The organism is Mycolicibacterium pyrenivorans (assembly GCF_025821625.1).
Lineage (GTDB): Bacteria > Actinomycetota > Actinomycetes > Mycobacteriales > Mycobacteriaceae > Mycobacterium > Mycobacterium pyrenivorans.
Genome location: NZ_JACKSH010000101.1, coordinates 19,816 through 44,647 on the forward strand (window position 1 = coordinate 19,816; position 24,832 = coordinate 44,647).

Annotated in this window: 31 protein-coding genes and 1 pseudogene; 22 read left to right on the forward strand and 10 right to left on the reverse strand. The window is 67.8% G+C overall.

The window, feature by feature from the left end:
- Nucleotides 1–2 precede the first annotated feature (2 nt).
- Entirely contained in the window at nt 3–917 is a 915-nt protein-coding gene (gene bla / locus H7I57_RS13040) for a class A beta-lactamase (RefSeq protein WP_264023945.1), read from the forward strand.
- On the opposite strand, the gene H7I57_RS13045 is transcribed toward bla, so the two are convergent.
- On the reverse strand, nt 900–1,469 hold the full coding sequence (locus H7I57_RS13045; protein ID WP_264023946.1) for a DUF4334 domain-containing protein: 570 nt from the start codon (nt 1,467–1,469) through the stop codon (nt 900–902). The two genes, bla and H7I57_RS13045, sit on opposite strands and share 18 nt — an antisense overlap.
- 56 nt (nt 1,470–1,525) lie before the next feature.
- On the opposite strand from H7I57_RS13045, the pseudogene H7I57_RS13050 reads away from it, so the two are divergent.
- Nucleotides 1,526–1,888, forward strand: a pseudogene (locus H7I57_RS13050) (YchJ family protein); the annotation flags it as partial.
- A gap of 6 nt (nt 1,889–1,894) precedes the next feature.
- Here the strand turns inward: H7I57_RS13050 and ald are convergent.
- Nucleotides 1,895–3,022: an alanine dehydrogenase gene (gene ald / locus H7I57_RS13055; protein ID WP_264023947.1), complete on the reverse strand. Its 1,128-nt coding sequence runs from the start codon at nt 3,020–3,022 to the stop codon at nt 1,895–1,897.
- A 92-nt stretch (nt 3,023–3,114) separates the two neighbouring features.
- Here ald and aldR point away from each other — a divergent pair, with 92 nt between their 5' ends.
- Nucleotides 3,115–3,630, forward strand: a complete 516-nt coding sequence (aldR, locus tag H7I57_RS13060; protein ID WP_264023949.1) for an HTH-type transcriptional regulator AldR — start codon at nt 3,115–3,117, stop codon at nt 3,628–3,630.
- Between the two features lie 5 nt (nt 3,631–3,635).
- Here aldR and H7I57_RS13065 read toward each other — a convergent pair whose 3' ends face one another.
- Nucleotides 3,636–4,004, reverse strand: a complete 369-nt coding sequence (locus H7I57_RS13065) for a hypothetical protein (RefSeq protein ID WP_264024044.1) — start codon at nt 4,002–4,004, stop codon at nt 3,636–3,638.
- A 369-nt stretch (nt 4,005–4,373) separates the two neighbouring features.
- Here H7I57_RS13065 and gntH point away from each other — a divergent pair, with 369 nt between their 5' ends.
- On the forward strand, nt 4,374–5,513 hold the full coding sequence (gene gntH, locus H7I57_RS13070; RefSeq protein ID WP_264023951.1) for a guanitoxin biosynthesis MBL fold metallo-hydrolase GntH: 1,140 nt from the start codon (nt 4,374–4,376) through the stop codon (nt 5,511–5,513).
- A 95-nt stretch (nt 5,514–5,608) separates the two neighbouring features.
- Here gntH and H7I57_RS13075 read toward each other — a convergent pair whose 3' ends face one another.
- Nucleotides 5,609–5,737 (reverse strand): hypothetical protein, encoded by a 129-nt coding sequence (locus tag H7I57_RS13075; protein ID WP_264023952.1) that lies wholly within the window; start codon nt 5,735–5,737, stop codon nt 5,609–5,611.
- 109 nt (nt 5,738–5,846) lie between these two features.
- On the opposite strand from H7I57_RS13075, the gene dapB reads away from it, so the two are divergent.
- The 5 genes from dapB to H7I57_RS13100 all read left to right on the forward strand — a co-directional run bounded on the left by dapB (nt 5,847) and on the right by H7I57_RS13100 (nt 8,620).
- Nucleotides 5,847–6,584: a 4-hydroxy-tetrahydrodipicolinate reductase gene (gene dapB / locus H7I57_RS13080; RefSeq protein ID WP_264023953.1), complete on the forward strand. Its 738-nt coding sequence runs from the start codon at nt 5,847–5,849 to the stop codon at nt 6,582–6,584.
- The gene (locus H7I57_RS13085) at nt 6,581–7,042 is read left to right on the forward strand and encodes a tetratricopeptide repeat protein (RefSeq protein ID WP_264023954.1); all 462 of its coding nucleotides are present in this window, start codon (nt 6,581–6,583) and stop codon (nt 7,040–7,042) included. The genes dapB and H7I57_RS13085 overlap by 4 nt, the downstream gene beginning before the upstream one ends.
- A gap of 50 nt (nt 7,043–7,092) precedes the next feature.
- Nucleotides 7,093–7,494 carry a flavodoxin family protein gene (locus tag H7I57_RS13090; RefSeq protein ID WP_264024045.1) on the forward strand — a complete coding sequence of 134 codons (402 nt, stop codon included), beginning with the start codon at nt 7,093–7,095 and terminating at the stop codon, nt 7,492–7,494.
- Nucleotides 7,495–7,580: 86 nt separating this feature from the next.
- Nucleotides 7,581–7,808, forward strand: a complete 228-nt coding sequence (locus tag H7I57_RS13095; RefSeq protein WP_264023955.1) for a hypothetical protein — start codon at nt 7,581–7,583, stop codon at nt 7,806–7,808.
- 341 nt (nt 7,809–8,149) lie between these two features.
- Nucleotides 8,150–8,620, forward strand: coding sequence for a hypothetical protein (locus H7I57_RS13100; protein WP_264023956.1), 471 nt, complete (start codon nt 8,150–8,152; stop codon nt 8,618–8,620).
- Here the strand turns inward: H7I57_RS13100 and H7I57_RS13105 are convergent.
- Nucleotides 8,608–9,345 (reverse strand): dienelactone hydrolase family protein, encoded by a 738-nt coding sequence (locus H7I57_RS13105; RefSeq protein WP_264023957.1) that lies wholly within the window; start codon nt 9,343–9,345, stop codon nt 8,608–8,610. The two genes, H7I57_RS13100 and H7I57_RS13105, sit on opposite strands and share 13 nt — an antisense overlap.
- A gap of 41 nt (nt 9,346–9,386) precedes the next feature.
- Here H7I57_RS13105 and H7I57_RS13110 point away from each other — a divergent pair, with 41 nt between their 5' ends.
- From H7I57_RS13110 to H7I57_RS13150, 9 genes are all read left to right on the forward strand, one after another.
- Entirely contained in the window at nt 9,387–10,187 is an 801-nt protein-coding gene (locus tag H7I57_RS13110; protein ID WP_264023958.1) for a thymidylate synthase, read from the forward strand.
- A gap of 61 nt (nt 10,188–10,248) precedes the next feature.
- Nucleotides 10,249–10,737, forward strand: a complete 489-nt coding sequence (locus H7I57_RS13115) for a dihydrofolate reductase (RefSeq protein ID WP_372510213.1) — start codon at nt 10,249–10,251, stop codon at nt 10,735–10,737.
- An 88-nt stretch (nt 10,738–10,825) separates the two neighbouring features.
- A complete protein-coding gene (locus tag H7I57_RS13120) occupies nt 10,826–11,548 on the forward strand; it encodes a hypothetical protein (protein ID WP_264023961.1) in 723 nt (240 codons plus the stop codon).
- A gap of 9 nt (nt 11,549–11,557) precedes the next feature.
- On the forward strand, nt 11,558–12,136 hold the full coding sequence (locus tag H7I57_RS13125) for a TetR/AcrR family transcriptional regulator (RefSeq protein WP_264023962.1): 579 nt from the start codon (nt 11,558–11,560) through the stop codon (nt 12,134–12,136).
- Between the two features lie 14 nt (nt 12,137–12,150).
- Nucleotides 12,151–13,389 carry a winged helix-turn-helix domain-containing protein gene (locus tag H7I57_RS13130; RefSeq protein WP_264023963.1) on the forward strand — a complete coding sequence of 413 codons (1,239 nt, stop codon included), beginning with the start codon at nt 12,151–12,153 and terminating at the stop codon, nt 13,387–13,389.
- A gap of 43 nt (nt 13,390–13,432) precedes the next feature.
- Nucleotides 13,433–13,612 (forward strand): hypothetical protein, encoded by a 180-nt coding sequence (locus tag H7I57_RS13135; RefSeq protein WP_264023964.1) that lies wholly within the window; start codon nt 13,433–13,435, stop codon nt 13,610–13,612.
- Nucleotides 13,613–13,826: 214 nt separating this feature from the next.
- The gene (gene thyX / locus H7I57_RS13140; protein WP_264023965.1) at nt 13,827–14,591 is read left to right on the forward strand and encodes an FAD-dependent thymidylate synthase; all 765 of its coding nucleotides are present in this window, start codon (nt 13,827–13,829) and stop codon (nt 14,589–14,591) included.
- A gap of 45 nt (nt 14,592–14,636) precedes the next feature.
- Complete coding sequence (gene dapA / locus H7I57_RS13145; protein ID WP_308204353.1) at nt 14,637–15,557, forward strand: 4-hydroxy-tetrahydrodipicolinate synthase; 921 nt, start codon at nt 14,637–14,639, stop codon at nt 15,555–15,557.
- Nucleotides 15,557–17,233: a ribonuclease J gene (locus H7I57_RS13150; RefSeq protein WP_264023968.1), complete on the forward strand. Its 1,677-nt coding sequence runs from the start codon at nt 15,557–15,559 to the stop codon at nt 17,231–17,233. Before dapA ends, H7I57_RS13150 begins: the two co-directional genes overlap by 1 nt.
- Here the strand turns inward: H7I57_RS13150 and H7I57_RS13155 are convergent.
- The 4 genes from H7I57_RS13155 to H7I57_RS13170 form a co-directional block, all read right to left on the reverse strand.
- Nucleotides 17,230–17,898 (reverse strand): response regulator transcription factor, encoded by a 669-nt coding sequence (locus H7I57_RS13155; RefSeq protein ID WP_264023969.1) that lies wholly within the window; start codon nt 17,896–17,898, stop codon nt 17,230–17,232. The genes H7I57_RS13150 and H7I57_RS13155 overlap by 4 nt on opposite strands.
- 84 nt (nt 17,899–17,982) lie before the next feature.
- Nucleotides 17,983–18,858: an SAM-dependent methyltransferase gene (locus H7I57_RS13160; RefSeq protein WP_264023970.1), complete on the reverse strand. Its 876-nt coding sequence runs from the start codon at nt 18,856–18,858 to the stop codon at nt 17,983–17,985.
- 19 nt (nt 18,859–18,877) lie between these two features.
- Complete coding sequence (locus tag H7I57_RS13165) at nt 18,878–19,696, reverse strand: mycofactocin-coupled SDR family oxidoreductase (protein ID WP_264023971.1); 819 nt, start codon at nt 19,694–19,696, stop codon at nt 18,878–18,880.
- A gap of 11 nt (nt 19,697–19,707) precedes the next feature.
- On the reverse strand, nt 19,708–20,103 hold the full coding sequence (locus tag H7I57_RS13170) for a putative quinol monooxygenase (protein WP_504928639.1): 396 nt from the start codon (nt 20,101–20,103) through the stop codon (nt 19,708–19,710).
- Here H7I57_RS13170 and H7I57_RS13175 point away from each other — a divergent pair.
- On the forward strand, nt 20,072–22,750 hold the full coding sequence (locus H7I57_RS13175; RefSeq protein ID WP_372510220.1) for an FtsK/SpoIIIE family DNA translocase: 2,679 nt from the start codon (nt 20,072–20,074) through the stop codon (nt 22,748–22,750). The genes H7I57_RS13170 and H7I57_RS13175 overlap by 32 nt on opposite strands.
- A gap of 87 nt (nt 22,751–22,837) precedes the next feature.
- Here the strand turns inward: H7I57_RS13175 and H7I57_RS13180 are convergent, their stop codons facing one another.
- Complete coding sequence (locus H7I57_RS13180; RefSeq protein WP_264023974.1) at nt 22,838–23,359, reverse strand: amino-acid N-acetyltransferase; 522 nt, start codon at nt 23,357–23,359, stop codon at nt 22,838–22,840.
- A gap of 42 nt (nt 23,360–23,401) precedes the next feature.
- Between H7I57_RS13180 and pgsA the strand changes: the two genes are divergently transcribed.
- From pgsA to clgR, 3 genes are all read left to right on the forward strand, one after another.
- A complete protein-coding gene (gene pgsA, locus H7I57_RS13185) occupies nt 23,402–23,998 on the forward strand; it encodes a CDP-diacylglycerol--glycerol-3-phosphate 3-phosphatidyltransferase (RefSeq protein WP_264023975.1) in 597 nt (198 codons plus the stop codon).
- The gene (locus tag H7I57_RS13190) at nt 23,976–24,323 is read left to right on the forward strand and encodes a CinA family protein (RefSeq protein ID WP_264023976.1); all 348 of its coding nucleotides are present in this window, start codon (nt 23,976–23,978) and stop codon (nt 24,321–24,323) included. The genes pgsA and H7I57_RS13190 overlap by 23 nt, the downstream gene beginning before the upstream one ends.
- Nucleotides 24,324–24,434: 111 nt before the next feature.
- Nucleotides 24,435–24,776, forward strand: coding sequence for a transcriptional regulator ClgR (gene clgR, locus H7I57_RS13195; protein WP_264023977.1), 342 nt, complete (start codon nt 24,435–24,437; stop codon nt 24,774–24,776).
- Nucleotides 24,777–24,832 lie beyond the last annotated feature (56 nt).

Here is a 24,832-nt window from a genome sequence, read left to right on the forward strand (position 1 = left end):
CCGTGACGGAGTTATCCAGACGGCATCTACTGATCGGCGGACTGTCGCTGACGGCGCTGGCGGCGTGTTCGGGTCCCAACGTGACGGCGGACCCGCAGACCCCGACCGAGCAGCCGGTGCCACCCACAGATGCGCGCATCGAAGCTCTCGAGCGCAAACACAATGTCGTCATCGGTCTTTCGGCCGTCGACGTGGCCAGCGGTCGCTGGTTGGCGCACCGCGCCAAGGAGCGATTCGCGATGTGCTCGACGTTCAAGGCCTACGCCGCCGCGGCGATCCTACAGAGGGCCGAGCGCGGCGAGCTCGCCATGACCGACGCGGTAACCGTCGAGCAGGCCGACATCATCACGCACTCGCCGGTGACCGGACCGCGGGTGGGCACGGAGATGACGTTGGCCGAGCTGTGCGAGGCAGTCCTGCGGGTGAGCGACAACGCCGCGGCCAACCTGCTGCTGCGCGTGCTCGGCGGCCCGCTGGCGATCACTGAGTTCGCCCGCAGCATCGGGGACGAACAGTCTCGGCTTGATCGGTGGGAGACCGAGCTGAACTCCGCGGTGCCCGGGGACCTCCGTGACACCACGACACCGTTCGGCGTGGGTGTCGGCTACCGCAACCTGCTCACCGGCGATGCGCTGGGCCCGGCCGGCCGTCAACAGCTCGAGGACTGGATGCTGGCCAACGAGACCTCGAGCATGCGGGCAGGGCTGCCCGAGGGGTGGACCAGTGCCGACAAGACCGGCAGCGGGGACTACGGCAGCACCAACGACGTCGGCGTCGCATACGCGCCTGACGGTCAGCGGTTGTTGCTGTCGATCATGACGAGGTCGGCGGCAGACGATCCGGCCGCACCGAACCAGCGTCCGCTGATCGGCGAGCTGGCGGCGTTCGCGGTGGCCGAGCTATACCAGCCGCAGTGAGTCGTCGCGGTGCAGTACGAAGAAGTACGGCGCCCTGATTCCGCGCAGGTCCATCGCGCCGAGCACGGTTTCTGATCCGGCGGTGTCGTCGAGCAGGCGGAACACGTCGTTGATCGGTAGCTGGTCGTAGATCATCGTCGCGGTGTCCACACCGCGGTAGCGCGTGGTGCGCAGCCGGGCCTTGGGTCCGCGCGCCTGCAGCACGGGCTTCAGTGCGGCGATGACACCCGCGAAATTGTGTCGCTTCACGGTGGGGATCCTGGTGGCCAGGCCGAGGCCGCCGAAGGCCGGCGCGGGATTGAGCGCCCACAGAGCAGCGCCGTCACTGGTGCGGAACAGCAAGGGGTGCACGGTTTCCCCGTCGAGGAACGCCTTGCCCCACCAGCCACTGGCGGCCAGCATGCCGTCCAGCGGATGGCCGGTGGGCAGTTCCGCGCCGTGCCAGGTGCCGATCATGAACTCCGGGTCGACGGCGGGCAGGAAGTCGAAGAGCGCAAGAGCGTCGACCGTGGTGGTCGGGGCGTCGGACAGCACGTCAGGAAGCGAAACCATGACGCGATCCTACTTGACACCCGTCAAGTGAGGCAGACTGTGCTCGTGCGTCCGCCGAACCGTGCCCGTGCGGCAGCGACCTCCACTACGGCAGTTGCTGTCTGCCGCTGCACGTCGGTGAGCGGCAGGCGCGGACGGCCGAGGAACTCATGCGGTCGCGGTACAGCGCCTTCGTTGTCGGCGACACCGGGTACCTCTGGCGGACATGGCATCCCCGCACCCGTCCGCAGGATGTCGGCGACGGTGCGGTGACGTGGTCGCGCCTCGAGATCGTCGACACCGTGGCAGGCCGCGAGGGCGACGAGTCGGGCGAAGTGGAGTTCCGCGCCCACCACCGCGCCGGCGTCCTGCATGAACGGTCGCGGTTCACGCGTCGCGCCGGCCGGTGGTTCTACGTGGACGGTGACCTGTTCGACTGAGCCGGATCAGACCAGCAGGTCCGCCGGATCGGTGAACGGCAGGTCGAGGTCGGTGGCTACCTGCTCGGACAACAGCGCACCCTCGTGCGTCGACAGCCCCTTCGCCAGCGCGGCGTCGGCACGGCAGGCAGCCCGCCAGCCCTTGTCGGCGAGCTTGAGCACGTACGGCATCGTCGAGTTGGTCAGCGCGAAGGTCGACGTGCGCGGCACCGCGCCGGGCATGTTGGCCACGCAGTAGAACACGGTGTCGTGGACGGCGAACGTCGGGTTGTCGTGCGTGGTCGGTCGCGAATCCTCGAAGCAACCGCCCTGATCGATTGCGATGTCGACCAGCACTGCACCCGACTTCATGTGGGCGACAGTCGAATTGGTGACCAGTTTGGGGGCCTTTGCGCCCGGGACGAGGACGGCGCCGATGACGAGATCGGCCTGCTTGACGGCCTCCTCGAGTTCGAGCCGCGACGAGTAGCGCGTCTCGATGGCTCCGCCGTACTCGGCGTCGATCTTGCGCAGGATGTTGATGTTGAGGTCGAACACGGTGACGTGCGCGCCCATGCCCCAGGCGACGGCGGCGGCGTTGTCGCCGGCCATTCCGCCGCCGATGACGACGACCTTGGCCGGCGCGACACCGGGGACACCGCCCATCAGCACGCCGCGCCCGCCCTTGGTGCGCATCAGATGGTAGGCGCCGACCTGGGCGGCCAGGCGTCCGGCGACCTCGCTCATCGGTGCGAGCAGGGGGAGCGCGACAGATCCGTCCGGGCTGGCGGTCTGGACGGTCTCATAGGCGATCGATGTCGTGCCGGAGGCCAGCAGCGCGTCGGTACAGGGCTTGGACGCGGCGAGGTGCAGGTAGGTGAACAGCGTCTGGCCCTTGCGCATGCGGCTGTACTCGGCCTCGATCGGCTCTTTGACCTTGAGCAGCAGATCCGCTTCGGCCCACACCTTCTCGGCGGCATCGACGATCTGCGCACCGGCGGACTTGAAGTCGCGGTCAGAGATCGCAGAGCCCTCGCCGGCACCGGTCTGGATCAGGACCTCGTGACCGCGGCGGGCCAGCTCGGCCACACCCGCCGGGGTGATGGCGACGCGGAACTCGTTGTTCTTGATCTCGGTCGGGACGCCGACACGCATGATCGCTCCTTGGATAGTCTCGGTTCTCTAAAGTGTGAAGAAAAGGTTGTTCCAAGGCAATAATGATGATGATCATTCGTTAGAGTGGCACAGTGCGGGAAGAATCATCGAAATCGACCGAAAGTCGAGCCGAGTCGCCGAAGGATGTTCGGGCCGTGCCCGTGGATGACGTCGACAGACGGATCCTGAGCGCGCTACACGCTGACGCCCGAATGTCCAACAGTGCGTTGGCCGATCTCGTCGGAATCGCCGCGTCGACGTGTCACGGCCGGGTGAGGCGGCTGCAGGAAGCGGGGGTGATCCGGGGTTTCTATGCCGACATCGACCCTGCCGCCATCGGCCTGAACCTGCAGGCGATGATCTCGGTCAGCCTGCAGTTCCATGCCCGCGCCAAGATCCGGAGCTTCATCCAGCAGATTCGACGCAAACCTCAGGTGATGGATGTGTACTTCCTGGCCGGCGCGGACGACTTCATCCTGCATGTGGCCGCCCGCGACACCGACGATCTGCGCTCGTTCGTGGTGGAGAACCTCAACGCCGATGCCGATGTCGCGGGTACGCAGACGTCGCTGATCTTCGAGCATCTGCGGGGCGCGTCGCCGCTGTAGCGGCGTTAAGGCGCCACCGTCAACGTCACGTTGTGCAGGCTCACCGCGACGTCACTCGGGAGGATGTCGACGAATGTCGGCGCGTCTCGCAGCGCACCGCCCGTGGCGATGATGTTGCCGGGAGACGTTCCCGCGCAAGGGAAGTTGCTGCATCTCATCCAGAAGCCCGGGGGGCTCTGGTACGGCTGCATGCTGGGGGACTGGTCGACGCGGTAGCGGCCCGGCGGGATGTACGTCGTCGCCCAGCCGTCGCGCGGCTGGGTGCTGACACCGAAGACGCCGTTGCTGCCGTAGATCACCGGTGAGGCCCCGGCCGACGACGACAGGACGCACGCCGATGCCAGCGCGCCTGCGGCGGCCAGTGCGGGAACCATGACGTTCACACCTGGAGCGTAGCCATGTCGTCACGGCCCTTGGTCGTCTTCGGGAGTCGGTAGCGCGCGGGGTGGTGGTAGTTGTTGATTCGGGTCTGGCCGTTGTCGAGCGCTGGTGGCGGGAGCCTTTCGCGGCACGCCGACAAATTGGCTACGGATTGTGACCCTCATCCGCCAGGCCGGGGGTCGGCGGCGTTGCTCCAGGCCTTGAGACCGGCACCTGTCGGATTGCCGGGCACCGCCGCCTGCCTGGATGCGCCGCCGGATCGGCTGAGCGTGAAAAGGCCTACCAACCCGTCACCGGCTGCCATCGTTGAGGCATCAGGGCCGTCGAGAGCACGTGCTCAACGACTGCGAAAGGGTTCATGGATGACCACCGAGATCAACGAGATGACCGAATTGGCCCATGAGGGCAGCAGTGTTCCGTTGACGACGACCCCGGTCGTCGGTATGCCGACCCGGGACTATGCGCCGACCGTGATTGCCGACCAGGAGCGGGTCGCTGACGGCGAAATTCGGGTGACCATCCTAGGCAGTGGTGACCCATTCGTGAAGCGGGCGCAGGCATCAGCGTCGGTGCTAATCGAGGTGGGCAACGAGCAGCGAGACTTCTTCTTCTTCGATATGGGGTCCGGGGCGTTGGCCAACTTCAACGGCCTGCAGCTGCCCGTGACGGCCACGACCAACGTTTTCCTCAGCCACCTGCACGCCGACCACGTTGGCGACATGCCGACTTTGGTGTGGAGCCTGGCCAAGGCCGGTCGCCGTGACCCGGTCGAGGTCTGGGGTCCGGGCGGCGAGCGCCCGGAGCTGGGCACCCGAGCCTACGCACAGCATCTCCAGGCGGCCCATGCCTGGGACATGGAGTCCCTGTGCGGGCATCCCGGCCAGTCCGGGGCACGTACCGAGGTCACCGAGGTGCCCTTCGATAAGACGTCTAGCGTGTATGAGCGCAACGGCGTACGTATCTCCTCGTTCCCGGTCATCCACATCCTCAACGGCGCAGTCGGCTACCGCCTCGACTACTCCGGGTTGAGTGTGGTTTTCTCCGGCGACACCCGGCCCAGCCACACCCTCGTGGATGCCTGCGACGGCACGGACCTGCTCATCCACGAGACCTTTCCGTCGGCCAGCGTCTTCGCCGCGAAGGCCGGCGTGTCACCGGAGTTCGCCGAGCAGGTCGTCAACGGTGCACACACCAGCCCTGCGGCGGTGGGCAACGTGTTCCGGCGGGCAGGTGCCCGGATGTCGGTGATGTGGCACCTGGCTGTGGACCACGAGACGGTTGGTCCCGCGTTCGCCGACATGCGCACCCAGTACAAGGGACCCGTGACGATCGCGCAGGACCTAACGACCTTCACCATCACAAAGGACGCTGTCGTCACCCGGCAGACCGCTATCGACCAGTGCGCCTGGCCGGTCGTCGGCCCGACCGGCGTGACTGGACCCCCCATGTCCGCACCGAAGCCACCTCCGGCATGGTGGGCCGACGCCCTCGTCGCCGACTGAAAACGGCCACAGGACCGCACGTCGCGGCCATCCACCCCGCCCCGGTCTGGTGACAATCAGCACATCTGGACGACGAAACCGGATCAGTCCGCTCGTCACCTTTTCCAGTCGATGTCCACGTTGTCCTTGGCCGACTTACACCGACGACCGTCGATGATGCCTTCGTCGTACTCGTTGTCGATCTTGGCTAGTCGGGCGCGCAGTGCCTTGGATTCCTCGACCACCGACAAGAAGGTCCCAAATGTGACACCAGAAACCACAGTGACACAAGTGAATTCAGTGCTGAAAGCGGCAGCGGCCGTGCAGCGTTCGCGGGCAAGCTAGGGTAATCCCATGCGAGTCGGAGTGCTGGGTGCCAAGGGCAAGGTCGGCGCCACCATGGTGCAAGCCGTGCAGGATGCGGAGGACCTCGACTTCTCCACCGGTGTCGATGCCGGTGATCCGCTGTCCGCCCTGGTGGACGCCGACACCGAGGTCGTCATCGACTTCACCCACCCCAGCGTGGTGATGGACAATCTGAAGTTCCTGATCGACAACGGGATCCACGCGGTCGTCGGCACCACAGGCTTCACCGATGAGCGCCTCGACCAGGTCAAGGGATGGCTGGCGACCAAACCCGATGTGGCAGTGCTCATCGCACCCAACTTCGCGGTCGGCGCGGTGCTGTCGATGCACTTCGCGAAGAAGGCCGCGCGGTTCTTCGAGTCCGTGGAGGTCATCGAGTTGCACCATCCGCAGAAGGCCGACGCGCCTTCCGGAACGGCGACCCGAACGGCGCGACTCATCGCCGAAGCGCGAAAAGGACTGCCGCCCAACCCCGATGCCACGAGCACCGGATTGGAAGGTGCCCGCGGGGCGGACGTCGACGGTATCCCCGTCCACTCGGTTCGACTCGCCGGCCTGGTCGCCCACCAGGAGGTGCTGTTCGGCACCATGGGGGAGACATTGACCATCCGCCACGACAGCATCGACCGCACGTCGTTCGTACCGGGGGTGCTGCTGGCAGTCAGGAAGATCGGCGAGTTCCCCGGGCTGACGGTGGGCATCGAGCCGCTGCTCGACCTGACATGAGCGAAGGGGCGCGCGCACTGCGCATCCAGCTGCTGATCGGCTTCATGTGCGTGGCGCTCCTGGTCTACTTCGTGCTGCTGGGCCGCGCCGCACTGGTGTTCATCACGTCCGGGCGGCCCGCTGCGATCGGGCTGGGTGCGGCCATCCTCGTGCTGCCGATCATCGGGATCTGGGTGATGGTCGCGACGCTGAAGGCAGGGCTGGCACACCAGCGGCTGGCGCGCATGGCGCGTGAGGACGGAATGGACCTCGACGTCAGTGAGCTACCCCGGATGCCGTCGGGGCGGATACAGCGCGACGCTGCCGACGCGCTGTTCGGGACGGTGCGCGACGAACTCGAGGCCGATCCCGAGAACTGGCGGCGGTGGTACCGATTGGCACGCGCGTACGACTATGCCGGTGATCGCACGCGGGCCAGGGAGGCCATGAAGAAGGCTGTTCAACTGGAGGCATCGTGAGCAGGACGCTGCTGATCGTCCATCACACGCCGTCGCCGCACTGCCAGGAGATGTTCGAGGCGGTGCTGTCGGGCGCGACGGACCCGGAGATCGAGGGAGTCGACGTCGTGCGGCGGGCGGCGCTCACCGTCTCGCCGGTAGAGATGCTGGAGGCCGACGGGTATGTCCTGGGCACCCCGGCGAACCTCGGATACATGAGCGGTGCCATGAAACACGCCTTCGACTGCGCCTACTACCAGCTGCTCGACATCAGCAGGGGAAGACCGTTCGGCGTCTACCTCCACGGCAACGAGGGAACCGAGGGAGCCGAGCGCGCCATCGACGGCATCACCGCCGGGCTGGGCTGGGTGAAGGCGGCGGAGACGGTCGTGGTCGCGGGCAAGCCGACCAAGGCCGACGTCGAGGCGTGTTGGAACCTCGGCGCGACGGTCGCCGCTCAGCTGATGGGCTGAGCCGGGCGACGAGACATACCGGCTGGCCTAAACTGGATACACGCCTAGAACCTAACGGGGGGACACACCGAGAGGAGGCGCATGCCATGAAGAAAATGCTCGTCACCTTGGCCACGTTCGCGGTGTCGTCGGGAGTCGCACTCGCCGGCGCCGGAAGCGCCCAGGCCGACGATGACCCCAGCCTGTGCTGGGACGGCCGGTTCTGGAGCGCCTGCGTGTCAGGACCGGGATGGGTTGACTGGAAACCGTGGAAACCCTGGAATCCTGGACATGGGTTCCTGGATGCTCGCCATGGCGGGAAGCACTGGAAGTAGCCAGAGCAGCTCTCCAGCCCTTCGGCCCCGGCCATCGTGAAGTTGCAGGCCACCGCTTCTCGCCGGAGCGCTCGCTGAGCACCTCAGAGTGCCGATGAAACGCGCCGGATACAGCAGTGGTCTATGCCGACGCTACGCTTCCGACATCGGGTAGTTGCGCCGAGTGATTGCCTGGGCAGATCGACGGGGCGCGGGATCGCCGAACCTGTCCCACCGGCCGGCGAGGCTTCCCGTCACCCTCGAGCGCGTCACCCGTGAGCGCCCGGCGCGACAGTCGCAGCGCAGTTGACGGGATGAACCGGCACCCTGCCGCGACGCTGCTGAACTGACGAAGGAGTCTCATGCCAGGCATCGCTGAATTCGCCCTCGCGAGCGCGCCGATCGCGGGTGGCGCCTTGCTGGGAATCGCCGCGGGGAACTTCAAGGGGCCCGACGTCCGCGCTGCGCTCCTCAAGGACCTGGACCTGCTGGATCGGATTCCCGAAGACCAGGCCGAGCGGCGCGCGCAATTGCAGCGCGTCATCGACATGCGTATCGACTCCCTGATCGCCGCCGCTGACAAGAGTCGCGAAGTCAAGGAACTGGCCGCGTCCTACCAAGGCAATTGGCGTGACATCGTCGTGTTCGTCTGCGCGGTCCTGTTCACCGTCGTGTGGTGGAACATCGACCACAGCCGCACCAACTGGATGGTCATGTTCGTCGTGATGATCGTGGTGTCGATCGTGGCCGGGATCTATGCCGCCCGCGGTGTGATCCGAGGCGTGCGGACCTATCTGCGGTCGCGACGAGGCAGGCCCGCTCACCCCAGGTGAGTAGCGAAGAAGGAACTCATCGTGTCCCAGTGGCGCCGCGCCGACACCTCGTCGTACGGGCCGTTGTCCGGTACCGCGAACCCGTGGAACGCCGCGTAGAACTCGATGGTGTGCTCGACGCCGGCCGCAGTGAGCGCCTTGTCCAGCCTTTCGCCGTCCTCGGTGGTGAATGACCGGTCGTTCCGGGCGGCACCCACGTAGACCGCCGCCTGGATCCTGTCGGCGAGCAGGTGCGGGCTGCCGGGATCTTCGGTGGCCAGTCCGCCACCGTGGAACGACATCGCCGCCGCGACACGCTCGGGAACCCGGCCTGCGACCACCAGAGATGTCCGGCCGCCCATGCAGTACCCGGTGGTGCCGAACGATTCCCCGCTGATCTCCGGCCGCGCCGACAGGTAGTCGAAGAACGCGGTCGCGTCGGCCGCCATGAGGTCCGGGGTCACCTTGGAGATCATCGTGAACAGGCGGCGGCGCTCGGCCTCGTCCTCGAACACCGTCGCCATGGTGAACGGCGCCCAGTCGCCGTCGCGGTAGTACACGTCGGGCACCAGCACGGCGTACCCGCAGCCGGCCAGTTTGTCGGCCATCGCGCGGAACGTGGGGCGTGCACCTCCGGCGTCGGGGTACATGATGATGCCGGGCCATGGTCCGTCCCCTTCGGGGAGGTGCAGAGAGACGGGGCAGGAGCCGTCGGCGGTCGTCACGGTGTCGTTGATCCTCGGCATGGTTCCGTTCTACCCCGCCCGGTACCACGTAAGCTGAGCGCGTGCCGATCCCCACTCCATACGAGGACCTGCTGCACCTGGTGCTCGACACCGGGACCCCGAAATCCGACCGCACCGGCACCGGTACCCGCAGCCTGTTCGGCCACCAGTTGCGCTACGACCTGGGTGCCGGGTTCCCGCTGATCACCACCAAGAAGGTGCACACCAAGTCGATCGTCTACGAGCTGCTGTGGTTTCTGCGCGGCGACTCCAACGTCCGGTGGCTGCAGGAGCACGGTGTCACCATCTGGGACGAATGGGCTTCTCCGACAGGAGATCTCGGCCCGGTCTACGGCGTGCAGTGGCGGTCGTGGCCGACGCCGTCCGGTGAGCACATCGACCAGATCAGCGCGGCTCTGGAGTTGATGCGCTCCGATCCCGACTCGCGGCGCAACATCGTCTCGGCGTGGAACGTGGGCGATATCCCGCAGATGGCGCTGCCGCCGTGCCACGCGTTCTTCCAGTTCTACGTCGCCGACGGCCGGTTGAGCTGCCAGCTCTACCAGCGCAGCGCCGACCTGTTCCTCGGCGTTCCGTTCAACATCGCCAGCTACGCGTTGCTCACCCACATGATGGCCGCGCAGGCCGGCCTCGGGGTCGGGGAGTTCATCTGGACCGGGGGAGACTGCCACATCTACGACAACCACGTCGAGCAGGTCACCGAGCAGCTGTCGCGCACACCGCGGCCCTACCCGGAACTCGTTCTGGCGCCGCGTGATTCGATCTTCGACTACACCTATGAGGACATCGTCATCAAGAACTACGATCCACACCCGGCGATCAAAGCCCCGGTGGCTGTATGAGGACTGCTTGCAGGTCCGAATCGACGATGTTGAGGACTGCTTGCAGGTCCGAATCATGAGTATGAGTCTGAATCTGATCTGGGCCCAGTCCACCTCAGGTGTCATCGGTCGCGGTAACGGGATTCCCTGGAAGCTGCCCGAGGACATGGCGCGCTTCAAGGCACTGACCATGGGGCACACCGTGATCATGGGCAGGTTGACCTGGGAGTCGCTGCCCGAGAAGTTCCGGCCGCTGCCGGGCCGGAGGAACATCGTGGTGACCCGCCAGGCCGGGTACCTGGCCGAGGGAGCCGAAGTGGTGACGTCCCTCGAGGACGCCCCGCTCGACGACGCGTGGGTGATCGGCGGCTCGCAGATCTATGGGCTGGCGCTGCCGCTGGCGACCCGGTGCGAGGTCACCGAGGTGGACATAGACCTGCGCCGCGAGGACGACGACGCGCTGGCGCCGCTTATCGACGAGTCGTGGACGGGCACCGATGAACAGTGGCAGGACAGTTCGTCGGGGCTGCGCTACCGGTTCTACACCTATCTGCGGCACTCCAGCTCGTAGAACTGGCCGGGAATGTCCTCGCGATCGGTGGCGTTGGCGTGTAAGACGACCGGTCGCATTGATCGGTTCCACATCACACGGAGATCCGATGAACCTTCTCGACGAAGTGCTTGCCGCCCACGGCGGGGTCGCGCGCTGGCAGCAGGTCGACACCATCACGATTCACCAGATCGTCGGGGGTGTGCTGTGGCCGCTCAAGCACGTCGACGGCATCCTCGAGGACTCGACGGTCGAGATTCGGGTGCAGGACCAGCGAGCGTGGCACCGGCCGCTGCCCAAGCCGGGCCTGCGATCGGCCTACTCACCCGGGCGCGTGGTGATCGAGCACGACGACGAAACCCACCAGGCCGTCGAGACGCTGCACGATCCACGCGCATCGTTCGCCGGGCACACCCTGGAGACCCCGTGGACGCCGCTGCAATTGGCGTACTTCGCCGGTTATGCGATGTGGACCTATCTGTCCGAGCCGTATTCGCTGACGTTCCCCGGTGTGCGGACCGAGGAACTCGGTGACTGGCACGAGAACGGCCAGACCTGGCGGCGCCTCGCAGTGCGGTATCCGGACAGCATCGCCACACACAGCGCCGATCAGGTGCTCTACGTCGATTCCGACGGGCTGCTGCGACGGCGCGACTACCAGGTCGACATCGCCGGAGGCTCCCCGGCAGCGCACTACATGGACGGCCACCGGGAGTTCGACGGCATCGTGTTGCCGGTCAGGCGCATCGTCCACCCTCGGGACGAGGACGGCAGGCCGGTGCCCGACACGGTGACGGTGTCCATCGACATCGATGACGTCACGGTGCGCTGAAGGTACCCGGTGCCCAAACCCAGTCTGCGAGAGGCGCTTCTGGACGCCGGCTTCGACCAGCTGCACGCCGGTGGCTATGCGGCCACCGGCGTCGCGGCGATCGCGGCAGCCGCCCACGCGCCAAAAGGATCCTTCTACAACCACTTCCACAGCAAGGAGGCACTGGCCGTCGAGGCGCTCGGCCGGTACGCCAAGAGTCGCCGGCTCGACCTGCTCACCCAACCCGGCGTGTCTGCGCTGCAGCGCATCCACAACCACCTCGACCATCTGCGCTCCGACCTCGCCGCCCATGGCTTCCGCCGGGGTTGCATGTTCGGCAACTTCGCCGCCGAGTCACCCGCGGGCGCACCCGAGGTCACCGCGGCCGTGTCCGCCGCGCTGGACCGGTGGCGCACGACGCTCGCCGGCACCATCCGGGACGGGCAGCAGGCCGGTGAGATCGCGGGTGACGTCGACGCCGACGCCGCAGCCCAGCTGATCGTCGACGCGTGGGAGGGTGCCGCGTTGCGGGCGAAGGCCGTTGGCAGCAGCACGCCGATCGACAACGTCACCGGGCTCGTCTTCGACCGCCTCCTGTCGGTGCGGTAGGCGACGATGGCGTGATGGCCTCGTCTTCTCGCACGGCGACAGCGACGCTGACCGCCGCCCAGGCGCGGCGGGTGGCCGTCGCGGCCCAGGGTTTCCACGAAACCAAGCCGTCCGGACCCGTCACGCGCGCGCATCTGAAGCGTCTGGTCGCGCGGTTACAGGTGCTGCAGCTCGACTCGGTGTCGGTGGCGGTGCGTGCCCACTACGCACCGGTGTTCAGCAGGCTCGGCCCCTATGACCGAGACATCCTGGACCGGGCGGCGTGGAGTCACTCGGCGCGATCGCCGCGGCTGCTGGTGGAGTACTGGGCGCACGAGGCGGCGCTGATGGCGGTTGACGACTGGCCGTTGCTGCGCTGGCGGATGCGCGAATACCGGCACGGCCGGTGGGGCACCGAGATCGTGAAGAAGAATGCGAAGCTCGCCGACGACATCGTGGCCGCGGTGGCCGCATTGGGCCCGGCGACCGCCGGTCAGATCGAGGCCTACCTCGAGTCGGAGCCGCGGGGCCGCAAGGGGCCGTGGTGGGACCGCAGCGACACCAAGTGGGTGGCGGAGGCGCTGTGGTCGTCCGGGGTGCTGACGACGGCCACCCGGGTCGGGTTCGCGCGCCACTACGACCTCACCGACCGGGTGCTGCCCGCCGAGGTGGTGGGACGGGACGTCGGCGAGGCCGACGCCATCCGCGAGCTCACGCTGCGGGCGGCCACCGCGCTGGGCGTCGGCACCGAGGCCGACATCCGTGATTACTTCCGGCTGGGCGCGCGGCAGGTGAAGCCGGCGATCGCCGACCTGCTGTCGGCCGGTGAACTCGAGCGCGTGGACATCGAGGGCTGGAGCGCACCGGCATACCTGCGAGGGGGCCGGATCGTGCCGCGCCGGGACCGGGGTACGGCGCTGCTGTGTCCGTTCGACCCGCTGATCTTCTTCCGGCCCAGGGTCGAGCGGCTGTTCGGCGGCTACCACTACCGCATCGAGATCTACACCCCTGCGCAGAAGCGGCAATTCGGCTACTACGTGTGGCCGTTCCTGCTCGACGGGCACCTGGTGGGCCGCGTCGACCTCAAGGCCGACCGGGTCACCAACACGTTGCACGTCGTCGGTGCGTTCGCCGAGGACGGGCGGGAGCCTTCGCAGGTGACGGCCGCCCTGGCGGCGGAACTGCGCTCGATGGCCGGATGGCTCGGCCTCGACGATGTCCGCGTCGGCGAGCGCGGGGACCTCGTCACCGCGTTGCGTCGCGCACTGCGGTAGTGGTCGGGATGCTTTCGGCGGCGCGGCAAGGCACACTGCGGAGGTGGCCTGGTGGCACCAGACGGACCAGTTCGATTGGTTCAGCAGCTATTTGCGCGACCGTGGACTCCAGCGGCAGCTCACCACGGTTCCCCGGGACTCTTCGGGCGTCCAACTGAACGTGACGATGGTCGACCTCGACAGGTTCAAGAACCTCAACGACACGATGGGCATGCGCAGGTGATCAGGCGCTGGTCCCCGTCGGTGCCATGCTTGCGCAGGCATGCGGCCCGGGCGCGGCCGTCGCTCCCGGCGCCGTGGTGCCGCATCCCGAGTTCGTCGACACGCTCATCCGGTCAGCGGATGCGGCGATGTACGAGGCGAAGAGCCGGCGGAAACCGGATCCAGCACCGGCATCTCGACCAACTAGGTGCGTAACTGCACGTTAGGCTCACCGCGTGGCCGAGATCGCGCCGCTGCGTGTGCAGCTGATCGCCAAGACCGAGTTCGCGGTGCCCCCGGACGTGCCGTGGAGCACCGACGCGGACGGAGGCGCCGCGCTGGTCGAGTTCGCCGGCCGCGCGTGCTACCAGAGCTGGTCGAAGCCCAATCCGCGCACGGCGACCAACGCGTCCTATGTCCGGCACATCATCGACGTCGGGCACTTCTCGGTGCTCGAACACGCCTCGGTGTCGTTCTACATCACGGGCGTCTCCCGCTCGTGCACCCATGAACTGATCCGGCATCGGCACTTCTCCTACTCGCAGCTGTCCCAGCGTTACGTGCCCGAGCAGGATTCGCAGGTGGTGGCGCCGCCGGGCATCGAGGACGATCCGGAGCTGCAGGAGATCTTCATCGCGGCCGCCGACGCCGGACGCGCCGCCTACACCGAGTTGCTGAGCAAGCTCGAGGCCAAGTTCATCGGCGATCAGCCCGCGGGAAGCTCTGCGGTGTTGCGGCGCAAGCAGGCGCGCCAGGCCGCCCGCGCGGTACTGCCCAACGCCACCGAGACCCGGATCGTCGTCACCGGGAACTACCGGGCGTGGCGGCACTTCATCGCGATGAGGGCCAGTGAGCACGCCGACGTGGAGATTCGCCGGTTGGCGATCGAGTGTCTGCGTCAACTCGTCGACGTCGCCCCGGCCGTGTTCTCCGACTTCGAGATCGGCGTGCTCGCCGACGGCACAGAGGTCGCGACCAGCCCGCTGGCAACCGAGGTCTGAGCCGACAATGCATTCGTGAGGCCGGTGGGCGACCAGGTAATCTTGGTGCCCGTGAGCACCAGCGGATTCGACGCCAGCGCCCGTTTGGGCACCTTGTTGACCGCGATGGTTACTCCGTTCAAGCCCGACGGCTCGCTCGACACCGATGCCGCCGCCCGCCTGGCCACCCGCCTGGTCGACGCCGGCTGCGACGGGCTGGTGCTGTCCGGGACCACCGGTGAATCACCCACCACCACCGACGACGAGAAGATCGCGCTGCTGGGTACGGTGCTCGAAACCGTCGGCGACCGCGCGCGCATCATCGCGGGCGCAGGCACCTACGACACCGCGCACAGCGTGCGCCTCGCCAGGGCGTGTGCCGCCGAGGGTGCCCACGGCCTGCTGGTGGTCACCCCCTACTACTCGCGTCCTCCGCAGGCGGGTCTCATCGCGCACTTCACGGCCGTCGCCGACGCGACCGACCTGCCGCTGATCCTCTACGACATCCCGCCGCGCTCGGTGGTGCCCATCGAGTGGGACACCATGCGCATCCTGGCCGGGCACCCCAACATCGTCGCCATCAAGGACGCCAAGGGCGATCTGCACGGCGCAGCTCAGATCATGGCCGAGACCGGGCTGGTGTACTACTCCGGTGATGACGCGCTGAACCTGCCCTGGCTGGCGATGGGCGCGGTCGGCTTCGTCAGCGTGTGGGGGCACGTTGCCGCCAGCCAGCTGCGAGACATGTTGACGGCCTTCACATCCGGTGATATTGCCACCGCCCGTAAGATCAGCGTCACGTTGGGTCCGCTCAACGCCGCCCAGACGAGGTTGGGTGGCGTCACGCTGTCCAAGGCGGGTCTGCGGCTGCTGGGTTTCGACGCCGGTGACCCGCGCCTGCCCCAGGTGCCTGCCGACGACGAGCAGATGGCGGCGCTGGCCGCCGACATGCGCGCCGCCGGGGTGCTGCGACAGTTGGACCTGTAGTGGATTCCGAACTCACCGCGCCGAGGCCACTGACCCCGGGAGGTCTGCGGGTGACCGCGCTGGGCGGGATCAATGAAATCGGCCGCAACATGACCGTTTTCGAGCATCTGGGCCGACTGCTCATCGTGGATTGCGGCGTGTTGTTCCCCACGCACGACGAACCCGGCGTCGACCTGATCCTTCCCGACCTGCGCCACATCGAGCACCGGCTCGACGACGTCGAGGCCCTCGTCGTGACCCACGCCCACGAAGACCACATCGGCGCGATCCCGTTCCTGCTCAAGCTGCGCTCCGACATCCCGATCGTCGGTTCGAAGTTCACCATCGCGCTGATCAAGGAGAAGTGCCGGGAGCACCGCATCAAACCGGTCTTCATCGAGGTGACCGAGGGTGGGCGATCCACCCACGGGGTGTTCGAATGCCAGTACTTCGCCGTCAACCACTCCATTCCCGGGTGCCTGGCCATCGGCATCCACACCGGCGCGGGCACCGTGCTGCACACCGGTGACATCAAGCTCGACCAGCTTCCGCTCGACGGCAGGCCCACCGACCTGCCCGGCATGTCGCGACTCGGCGATGCCGGGGTGGACCTCTTCCTCTGCGATTCGACGAACTCGGAGATCCCCGGTGTCGGCCCGTCGGAGAGCGAGGTCGGTCCGGCGCTGCACCGCTTGATGCGCGGCGCCGAAGGCCGGGTCATCGTGGCGTGCTTCGCATCGAATGTCGATCGCGTGCAACAGATCATCGACGCCGCGGTGGCGCTGGGCAGGCAGGTGGCCTTCGTCGGCCGGTCGATGGTGCGCAACATGGGCATCGCCCGCGACCTCGGCTACATCAAGGTCGCCGACGAGGACGTTCTCGAGATCGCCGCCGCGGAGATGATGCCGGCCGACCGCGTGGTGCTGATCACCACCGGGACCCAGGGCGAGCCGATGGCCGCGTTGTCGCGGATGTCGCGCGGCGAGCACCGCAGCATCACGCTGACCGCGGGCGACCTCATCATCCTGTCCTCGTCGCTGATCCCGGGCAACGAGGAGGCGGTGTTCGGCGTGATGGACGCGCTGGCCAAGATCGGCGCCCGCGTTGTCACCAACCAGCATGCGCGCGTGCATGTTTCGGGCCATGCTTACGCCGGCGAGCTGCTGTTCCTCTACAACGGCGTGCGGCCGCGCAACGTGATGCCGGTGCACGGCACGTGGCGGATGATGCGCGCCAACGCCGCGCTGGCCGCCAGCACCGGGGTGCCCGAGGAGAACATCGTGCTGGCCGAGAACGGTGTCAGCGTCGATCTGGTGTCCGGGCAGGCGCGCATCGCAGGGGCGGTGACCGTCGGAAAGATGTTCGTCGACGGACTGGTCACCGGTGATGTCGGCGATGCCACGCTGGGCGAAAGGCTCATCCTGTCTTCGGGTTTCATCGCGGTGACGGTCGTGGTTCGTCGCGGCACCGGCAAGCCGGCAGGCCCGGCGCATCTGCACGCCCGGGGGTTCTCCGAGGACCCGAAGGCGCTGGAGCCCGCGGCCGCGAAGGTCGAGGCGGAGTTGGACAAACTCGCCTCCCAGAACATCACCGACCCGACGCGCATCGCGCAGGCCGTCCGCCGTGCGGTCGGCAAGTGGGTGGGGGAGTCCTACCGCAGGCAGCCGATGATCGTGCCGACGGTCATCGAGATCTAGTTCTTGCGGGCCTCGAGCCGGTAGCCGACGCCCCGTAGCGCGACGAACCAGTTGGCGCCCAGCTTGCGTCGCAGATACCGGACGTACTGGTCGACGACGTTGGAATCCGAGTCCCGATCGTGGCCCCATACGTGCCGGTGCAGCTGTTCGCGGGTGAGAACCTGGCCGGGGTGCCGCATGAACGTCTCGGCCAGCGCGCATTCGCGCGCCGACAGATCCACCGCATAATCGCCGATGTGCGCGCGCCCCGTGCGCAGATTCAGCTTCAGGCCCCCACACGAGATCGTGGTCCGCTGGGCGGACCGGGTGGCGCCGAGTCGTCCCTGCACCGTCGACAACAGTTCGTCGGAGGCGAACGGCTTGGCGATGCAGTCGTCCGCGCCGCCCTTGAACCACGCCGCGGTCCTGGCGCGGCCGGCACGCGGGGTGAGCACCACCACCGGAAGGGCGCGGCCCTCGGCCCGTAGCCGGCGCAGCACCTCGGCGGCGCCGAGTCCGGGGAGCCCCGCGGCGAGAACCATCAGGTCGAAGTTGCCGCTGCGGGCAATCGAGTAGGCCGACGTGCCGTCGGCGACCACCCGAACCGTGAACCCGTTGGCGAACAACGTTCTCTGCATCATGGACGACAGTCGAGGGTCGTTCTCGGCAATCAGGATCGCGGGCATGGTCCAAGTGTCGCGGGTGGCCGGTCCCGTCGTTAGGGCCACAGGTCGCGCGCCCGCGAGGCCGAAGGTCCTGCGCGGCCCATCTCAGCGCTCGGCAAACACCGTCCACTCGATGGGGGAGGCGGACAGGGCCCGACCGGTGGGACGGATGTAGGTGTCGCGGAAGTAGCTCGGTCCGGCTTGCTCGACGAGCCGCCAGTCGTGGTCGGCCAGCACTTCGCCGACCTGCTCGGGCACCAGCCCCGACTTCCACAGCTGGCTGCGCTGCCGGAACCGGCGGTAGACCGCCTCGGCGCCGTAGCGCTGGGTGCCGTCGATGAAGTCCTGGCGGATGTAGGTGAAGATGAGCCTGCTGCCGGGGGCGGCACTGCTGAGTTGCCCGAGCGTCGCGCTGACGGCCTCCGGAGCGAGGTACTGGGTGACGCCCTCCCAGATGAAGAAGGTGCGGCCGGCGGCGCGGTAACCGTGCGCCTCGAGGGCCGGCATAAGCTCGTCGCGTTCGAAGTCGACCGGGACCAGATGGACCGATGCGGGCGCACTGCCGAGCGCCCGTTGCACGACAGCGGCTTTGCGGTCGATGTTGACCGGCAGGTCGACCTCGAACACCGGCAGGTCGCTGTGGCGGGCGATCCGGTAGGCGCGGGTGTCCAGGCCTGCGCCCAGCACGACGACGGTGTCGAACTCGTTGACCGGGTCGGAGAGCCGCTCGTCGATGTAGCGCTTCCGGCAGGCGATACTGGCCCACAACCCGGGTCCGGACCGGTCCGAGGCCGCCACCGCCGCCCGCCGCAGCGCATCGACGCGGCTCAGGCCGACCAGCATCCGCATTCGCGTCGGAAGGAACGACGCCGCGAGATCGTCGTCGACGAGGCGGCGATCCGGCCGCTCGTGGTGCTCGAGGGCCGACAGCACGATGGGTCCGAAGGCTGTCTGCGCCGCCGGATTCCTGGGCTGTGTCATTGGTTCGACGTCATTGTTCTCAACGCTTGTTCACGTATCCCGCGTCGACGGGCAGCGTGACGCCGGTGACGTAGCGGGCGGCGTCTGACACCAGCCAGAACACCGCGTTGGCGATGTCCTCGGGCTCCAGTGCCTGCACCGGCAGCGCGTTGCCCATGTCGGGGCCGCCCTCGCTCTCCTGCGCCATCCCTTCCAGCCAGGACCGGGTGAAGTCGTTGTCGATCATCGGGGTGTTCACGCCGGCCGGGTGGACCGAGTTGACCCGAATACTGTACTGGGCAAGGAAATTCGCGTACACCCGCATGATGCCGACCATGCCGTGCTTGGCGGCGGCGTAGCCGACGGATCCGCCGACGGGAGCTCCGAGCCCGACCAGGCCGGCGACCGAGCTGATCAACACGATGGAGCCGCCGTTGCCGAACTTGACCATCGGCTTCATCGCGACGTCGACGGTGTTGTAGACGCCGGTGAGGTTCACGTCGATGACGTCCTGCCACGCGCCGGCGGCCGCCATCGGTGCGATCCCCGCGTTGGCCACCACGATGTCGAGGCGGTCTCCGAGTTTCTCGGTGCCCTCCCGCAGCGCGGCCTTCACCGCGTCGCGGTCCCGGACGTCGGCTTGGTAGGCCACGATGCGTGCCCCCGTCTCCTCGACGAGTTTGACGGTGGCGGCCAGATCGTCGGGGGTGGCCAGGGGGTAGGGCACCGAGTCGATCTGATCGCACAGATCGAGGGCGATGATGTCGGCCCCCTCGGAGGCCAGCTTGACCGCGTGCGCGCGGCCCTGCCCCCGAGCGGCTCCGGTGATGAATGCGACCTTGCCGGTGAGCTCACCCATGACTGCGCAGACTACGGCCGCAGCCGGCCCTTGGCCGGATCCCCCGCCACAACCGGCTGCAGCATCTTGATGTCGGGCGCGCCGTCGAGGTGCTCGCCGATGGTGCCGAACAGCGTCGCCACCGCAGGGGCGGTGCTGTGTGCCTGCAGCGCGTCGCCGTCGGCCCACTGCTCGACGAAGACGAAGGTGCCTTCCGATTCGTGCAGCGAGTACAGGTCGCACCCGGGCTCGCTGTGCACCGCTTCGATCGCCTGCTTACACGCGTCCCGAACGGCGTCCACGGACTCGGGCTTGGCGGTCATGGTGGCGATGACGGTAATCGGCATGGGGGGCGTCTCCTCGATCTCGGCGCTGAGTTGGACAGGTGTCCACCCTATTACGGGGCCGCCCGGATCGGGCAGCGGCATCGGCCGGGATGGCGCTGTCCTGGGCTTTCGGGGGCCAGGGTGCAATCGACACCGATCTGTGGCCCGTGTGGCAGATGGTGCATCTGAGGCGTTTGCGACTAGTCTTGTCGGCATGGCGAGTAAGACCGCGGCCCGATCTGCTGCCCGTTCGACCAGGTCAAAGACCAGCTCACGGGGTGGTTCGCGGCCGTCGCGGCCGGCAGCGCCGCGTCGCAAGCCGGCGCGCCGGAATCCCTCCGCCGTCTCGGCCGCGGGAACCGCGGTCGGCCGCGGCGCACGTGCGGGGTGGCTGATGCTGGCCAAGGGGGCGGGCAGCACGGCCCGCTCGGTCGGTCGGGCGCGGGATCTCGAACCCGGGCATCGCCGCGACGGCGTCGCCCTGGCGCTGCTGGGGCTGGCCGTCGTGGTCGCCGCGAGTTCGTGGTTCGACGCCGCGCGCCCCGTTGGCGGATGGATCGACACGTTCGTGCGGGTGCTGATCGGCTCGGCCGTGGTGCTGGTCCCGCTCGCGCTGGCCGCGCTCGGGGTCGGGCTCATGCGCTCGGAGCCGGACCCCGAGTCCCGGCCCCGGTTGATCCTGGGCACCGCGATGATCGCCCTGCCCGCGCTCGGCCTGTGGCACCTGTGGTCGGGCTCGCCGCAGGATCCGGTCGCGCGCCAGGATGCCGCCGGCTTCTTCGGCTTCGCGATCGGAGGTCCGCTCTCCGACGGGTTGACGCCGTGGATCGCCGCGCCGCTTCTCTTCCTCGGAGTGATGTTCGGGCTCCTTCTGGTGACCGGGACGACTATCCGCGAGGTGCCCGAGACGGTGCGGGCGATGTTCTCCACGCGCTGGCGCGCCGAGTACGACGAGTACGACGAATACGAGGATGACGACCCCGAGGCGGTGGAGTCCGAGGACTTCTCCGACGGGTATTACGACGACGTCGCCGGCTACGGGGACGACGAGGCCCAGCCGTGGCCGTCGGCGACCCAGCTCACCGAGCCGCTGCCCGCACCGGCAGGTTCCCCGATGGACAACTACCCGATCGAGGACGACGCACCGACGATCCCCGAGCCGGCCGCCCGCTCGCGCAAGAAGAAGGACCCCAAGGCGCAGGCAGGAAAGGCACTGCAGCTGGACCGCGTGGTGGACGGGCCGTACACGCTGCCGTCGCTCGACCTGCTGATCGCCGGCGACCCGCCCAAGCGCCGCAGCGCGGCCAACGCCGCGATGGAGGAGGCCATCACCTCGGTCCTGCAGCAGTTCAAGGTCGACGCGGCCGTCACCGGCTGCACCAGGGGACCGACGGTCACCCGGTACGAAGTGGAGCTGGGTCCCGGCGTCAAGGTCGAGAAGATCACCGCGCTGCAACGCAATATCGCCTACGCCGTGGCCACCGAGAGCGTCCGCATGCTCGCGCCGATTCCCGGCAAGTCGGCCGTCGGCATCGAGGTTCCGAACACCGACCGTGAGATGGTGCGGCTGGCCGACGTGCTCACCGACCCGTCGACCCGTGGCGATCACCACCCGTTGGTGATCGGCCTCGGCAAGGACATCGAGGGCGAGTACATCTCGGCCAACCTGGCCAAGATGCCGCACCTGCTGGTCGCCGGGTCCACCGGCTCGGGCAAGTCCAGCTTCGTCAACTCGATGCTGGTGTCGCTGCTGTCGCGTGCCACCCCGGACGAGGTCAGGATGATCCTGATCGACCCCAAGATGGTGGAACTGACGCCCTACGAAGGCATTCCGCACCTCATCACGCCGATCATCACGCAGCCGAAGAAGGCTGCGGCCGCGCTGGCCTGGCTCGTCGAGGAGATGGAGCAGCGCTACCAGGACATGCAGGCCTCCCGGGTGCGTCACATCGACGTGTTCAACGAGAAGGTGCGCTCCGGCGAGATCACCGCGCCACTGGGCAGCAACCGCGAGTACAAGCCGTATCCGTACATCCTGGCCATCGTCGACGAGCTCGCCGACCTGATGATGACGGCGCCGCGCGACGTCGAGGACGCGATCGTTCGGATCACCCAGAAAGCCAGGGCGGCGGGCATCCACCTGGTGCTGGCCACGCAGCGACCGTCGGTCGACGTGGTCACCGGCCTGATCAAGACGAACGTGCCGTCGCGGTTGGCGTTCGCGACGTCGTCGCTGACCGACAGCCGCGTCATCCTCGACCAGCAGGGCGCCGAGAAGCTGATCGGCATGGGCGACGGACTGTTCCTGCCGATGGGCGCCAACAAGCCGATCCGCCTGCAGGGTGCCTACATCACCGACGAGGAGATCCAGGCGGTCGTCACGGCCACAAAGGAGCAGGCCGAGCCCGAGTACACCGAGGGCGTCACCACCGCCAAGCCGACCGGCGAGCGCACCGACGTCGACCCCGACATCGGCGACGACATGGATGTGTTCCTGCAGGCGGTCGAGCTCGTCGTGTCCAGCCAGTTCGGATCCACCTCGATGCTGCAGCGCAAGCTGCGGGTCGGGTTCGCCAAGGCGGGCCGGTTGATGGACCTGATGGAGACCCGCAACATCGTCGGCCCGTCGGAGGGCTCCAAGGCACGCGAGGTCCTGGTCAAGCCCGACGAGCTCGCGGGCACGCTGGCGTTGATCCGCGGCGGCAGCGACGCCACCGGCGGCGACCCCGACGACGAGCCTGACTTCTAGCGCCCCCGGCCTTCGCCGGAATTGCATTCCAGCAGGGAAATTCCGAGTGCGGGCCAGCCGGAATGCAATTCCGGCGGGGGCAGGGAGTCAGAGGGTCAGCAGCATCCTGGTGTTGCCCAGGATGTTCGGCTTGACGAAGGACAGGTCGAGGAACTCGGCGACACCTGTGTCGTACGAGCGGCGCATCTCCTCGTAGACCTCGGCGGTGACCGGGGTGCCCTCGATCTCCTTGAAACCGTGGGCGCCGAAGAAGTCGACCTCGAAAGTCAGCACGAAGATGCGCTGCAGGTGCAGCTCGGTGGCGACGGCGAGCAACCGCTCGACGATGGCGTGGCCGACGCCGCGGCCGCGCACCTCGGGATGCACCGCCACCGTGCGCACCTCGCCCAGATCCGACCACAGCACGTGCAGCGCCCCACACCCGATCAGCTCGCCCTGCAGTTCGGCGACCCAGAACTCCTGCACCGATTCGTAGAGGTTGACCAGGTTCTTCTCCAGCAGGATCTTGCCGGCGTAGATGTCGACGAGCGATTTGATGGCGGGGACGTCGGAGGTCCTGGCGCGCCGGATGGCGAGCGGGCCGACGCACTCCTCCGGGGCTGCGGTCACACACGGAAGAGTATCGGTTCCGGCAACCAGTATTCTGTGGCGGTGCCGGGCCAACCACATACCGATCCTGTGGTCCCGCGCGCTCGGGTGGCGAATCTCGCCAATGCCCTCACCGGTATCCGGTTCGTGTTGGTGCCGGTGTTCCTCGTCGTTCTGTTCGTCGGCGACGGCCACGAAACATATTGGCGGGTAGTCGCATTCATCGTTTTTGCGGTCGCCGTCATCACCGATCACCTCGACGGGGCACTGGCCCGCAGCTACGGCATGGTGACCGAGTTCGGCACCCTTGCCGACCCGATCGCCGACAAGGCCCTCATCGGCGCCGCGCTCATCGGGCTGTCGCTCCTCGGTGACCTGCCGTGGTGGGTGACCGTGGTGATCCTGGTCCGCGAGGTCGGTGTGACGGTGTTGCGGCTGGCGGTGATGCGTCGCGGCATCATCCCCGCCAGCCGCGGCGGCAAGCTGAAGACCTTGGTCCAGGCCGTCGCGATCGGTTTGTTCGTGCTCCCCCTGTCCGACGGCTGGCTGACGGGCGCCTGGGTGATCATGCTGGTCGCGGTGCTGCTGACGGTCATCACCGGCGTGGATTACTTCGTGTCGGCGTTCCGGGATTCCCGTGGACGACCCGCTCGTCAGTGACGACGCGCGCGCGCTGGTCGCGGATCTGACCGTGCGCGGGCAGACCGTCGCCACCGCCGAATCGCTGACCGCGGGCCTGCTGGCCGCCACGCTGGCCGTCGGCGCGAGACAGAGATGCGGCGCGACGTGGGGCGTCGGGCTGACCGGGGTGGCGGGCCCCGAGCCCCACGGCGGGCATCCCGTCGGCACGGTGTTCCTCGGCGTGGCCGGACCGGTGGACACCGACGTGGTGCGGCTTGTTCTCGAGGGGACGCGCTGGGACATCCGGGTGTCGGCGGTGCACGCGGCGATCACCGGATTGCGCCGGTTCATCGGACAGCACTGAGCCACGCCGGGGCCGCGCCGGTATTGCGCGGCGCATTCGGGAACCAACCCGAGGACACCGAGCGTTGGGCTAGATAGCCACCCAGGACGCCAAGCCAACAAGGAGAGCGCGATGACGGCATTGCTGCGCGAGGTGATCGGCGACGTGCTGCGTCGCGCCCGTGTCGAGCAGGGACGCACCCTGCGTGAGGTGTCCGACTCCGCGCGGGTCAGCCTGGGGTACCTCTCCGAGGTGGAGCGCGGACGCAAGGAAGCGTCCAGCGAGTTGCTCAGCGCCATCTGTGGCGCCCTCGACGTTCCGCTGTCGCGGGTGCTGTCGGAGGCCGGTGACGACCTGGCGCTCGAAGAGGCCCGCAGCGTGGTCACCAAGACCGCCGAGCCGGCAGGTGCCGGCCGCATCGACGTCACCACCAAGGTGGTCATCCCACAGGTCGTGTCGATGGCGGTCGCCTGACCCTGCCCGCCGGTTCGCTCGCGCAAACGACCAGCAGGGGTGTGGTGATCTGCGAG

Bases quoted from the DNA above. Each gene is read 5' to 3' on its own strand.
- H7I57_RS13155 (WP_264023969.1), bottom strand. From the start codon at position 17,898: ATGCCCGCGATCCTGATTGCCGAGAACGACCCTCGACTGTCGTCCATG.
- H7I57_RS13095 (WP_264023955.1), top strand. From the start codon at position 7,581: ATGAAGAAAATGCTCGTCACCTTGGCCACGTTCGCGGTGTCGTCGGGA.
- gntH (WP_264023951.1), top strand. From the start codon at position 4,374: ATGACCACCGAGATCAACGAGATGACCGAATTGGCCCATGAGGGCAGC.
- ald (WP_264023947.1), bottom strand. From the start codon at position 3,022: ATGCGTGTCGGCGTCCCGACCGAGATCAAGAACAACGAGTTCCGCGTC.
- dapB (WP_264023953.1), top strand. From the start codon at position 5,847: ATGCGAGTCGGAGTGCTGGGTGCCAAGGGCAAGGTCGGCGCCACCATG.
- H7I57_RS13100 (WP_264023956.1), top strand. From the start codon at position 8,150: ATGCCAGGCATCGCTGAATTCGCCCTCGCGAGCGCGCCGATCGCGGGT.
- H7I57_RS13105 (WP_264023957.1), bottom strand. From the start codon at position 9,345: ATGCCGAGGATCAACGACACCGTGACGACCGCCGACGGCTCCTGCCCC.
- H7I57_RS13160 (WP_264023970.1), bottom strand. From the start codon at position 18,858: ATGACACAGCCCAGGAATCCGGCGGCGCAGACAGCCTTCGGACCCATC.
- H7I57_RS13165 (WP_264023971.1), bottom strand. From the start codon at position 19,696: ATGGGTGAGCTCACCGGCAAGGTCGCATTCATCACCGGAGCCGCTCGG.
- H7I57_RS13115 (WP_372510213.1), top strand. From the start codon at position 10,249: ATGAGTCTGAATCTGATCTGGGCCCAGTCCACCTCAGGTGTCATCGGT.
- H7I57_RS13085 (WP_264023954.1), top strand. From the start codon at position 6,581: ATGAGCGAAGGGGCGCGCGCACTGCGCATCCAGCTGCTGATCGGCTTC.
- H7I57_RS13130 (WP_264023963.1), top strand. From the start codon at position 12,151: ATGGCCTCGTCTTCTCGCACGGCGACAGCGACGCTGACCGCCGCCCAG.
- H7I57_RS13065 (WP_264024044.1), bottom strand. From the start codon at position 4,004: ATGGTTCCCGCACTGGCCGCCGCAGGCGCGCTGGCATCGGCGTGCGTC.
- H7I57_RS13120 (WP_264023961.1), top strand. From the start codon at position 10,826: ATGAACCTTCTCGACGAAGTGCTTGCCGCCCACGGCGGGGTCGCGCGC.
- H7I57_RS13045 (WP_264023946.1), bottom strand. From the start codon at position 1,469: ATGGTTTCGCTTCCTGACGTGCTGTCCGACGCCCCGACCACCACGGTC.
- clgR (WP_264023977.1), top strand. From the start codon at position 24,435: ATGACGGCATTGCTGCGCGAGGTGATCGGCGACGTGCTGCGTCGCGCC.
- H7I57_RS13090 (WP_264024045.1), top strand. From the start codon at position 7,093: ATGTTCGAGGCGGTGCTGTCGGGCGCGACGGACCCGGAGATCGAGGGA.
- H7I57_RS13170 (WP_504928639.1), bottom strand. From the start codon at position 20,103: ATGCCGCTGCCCGATCCGGGCGGCCCCGTAATAGGGTGGACACCTGTC.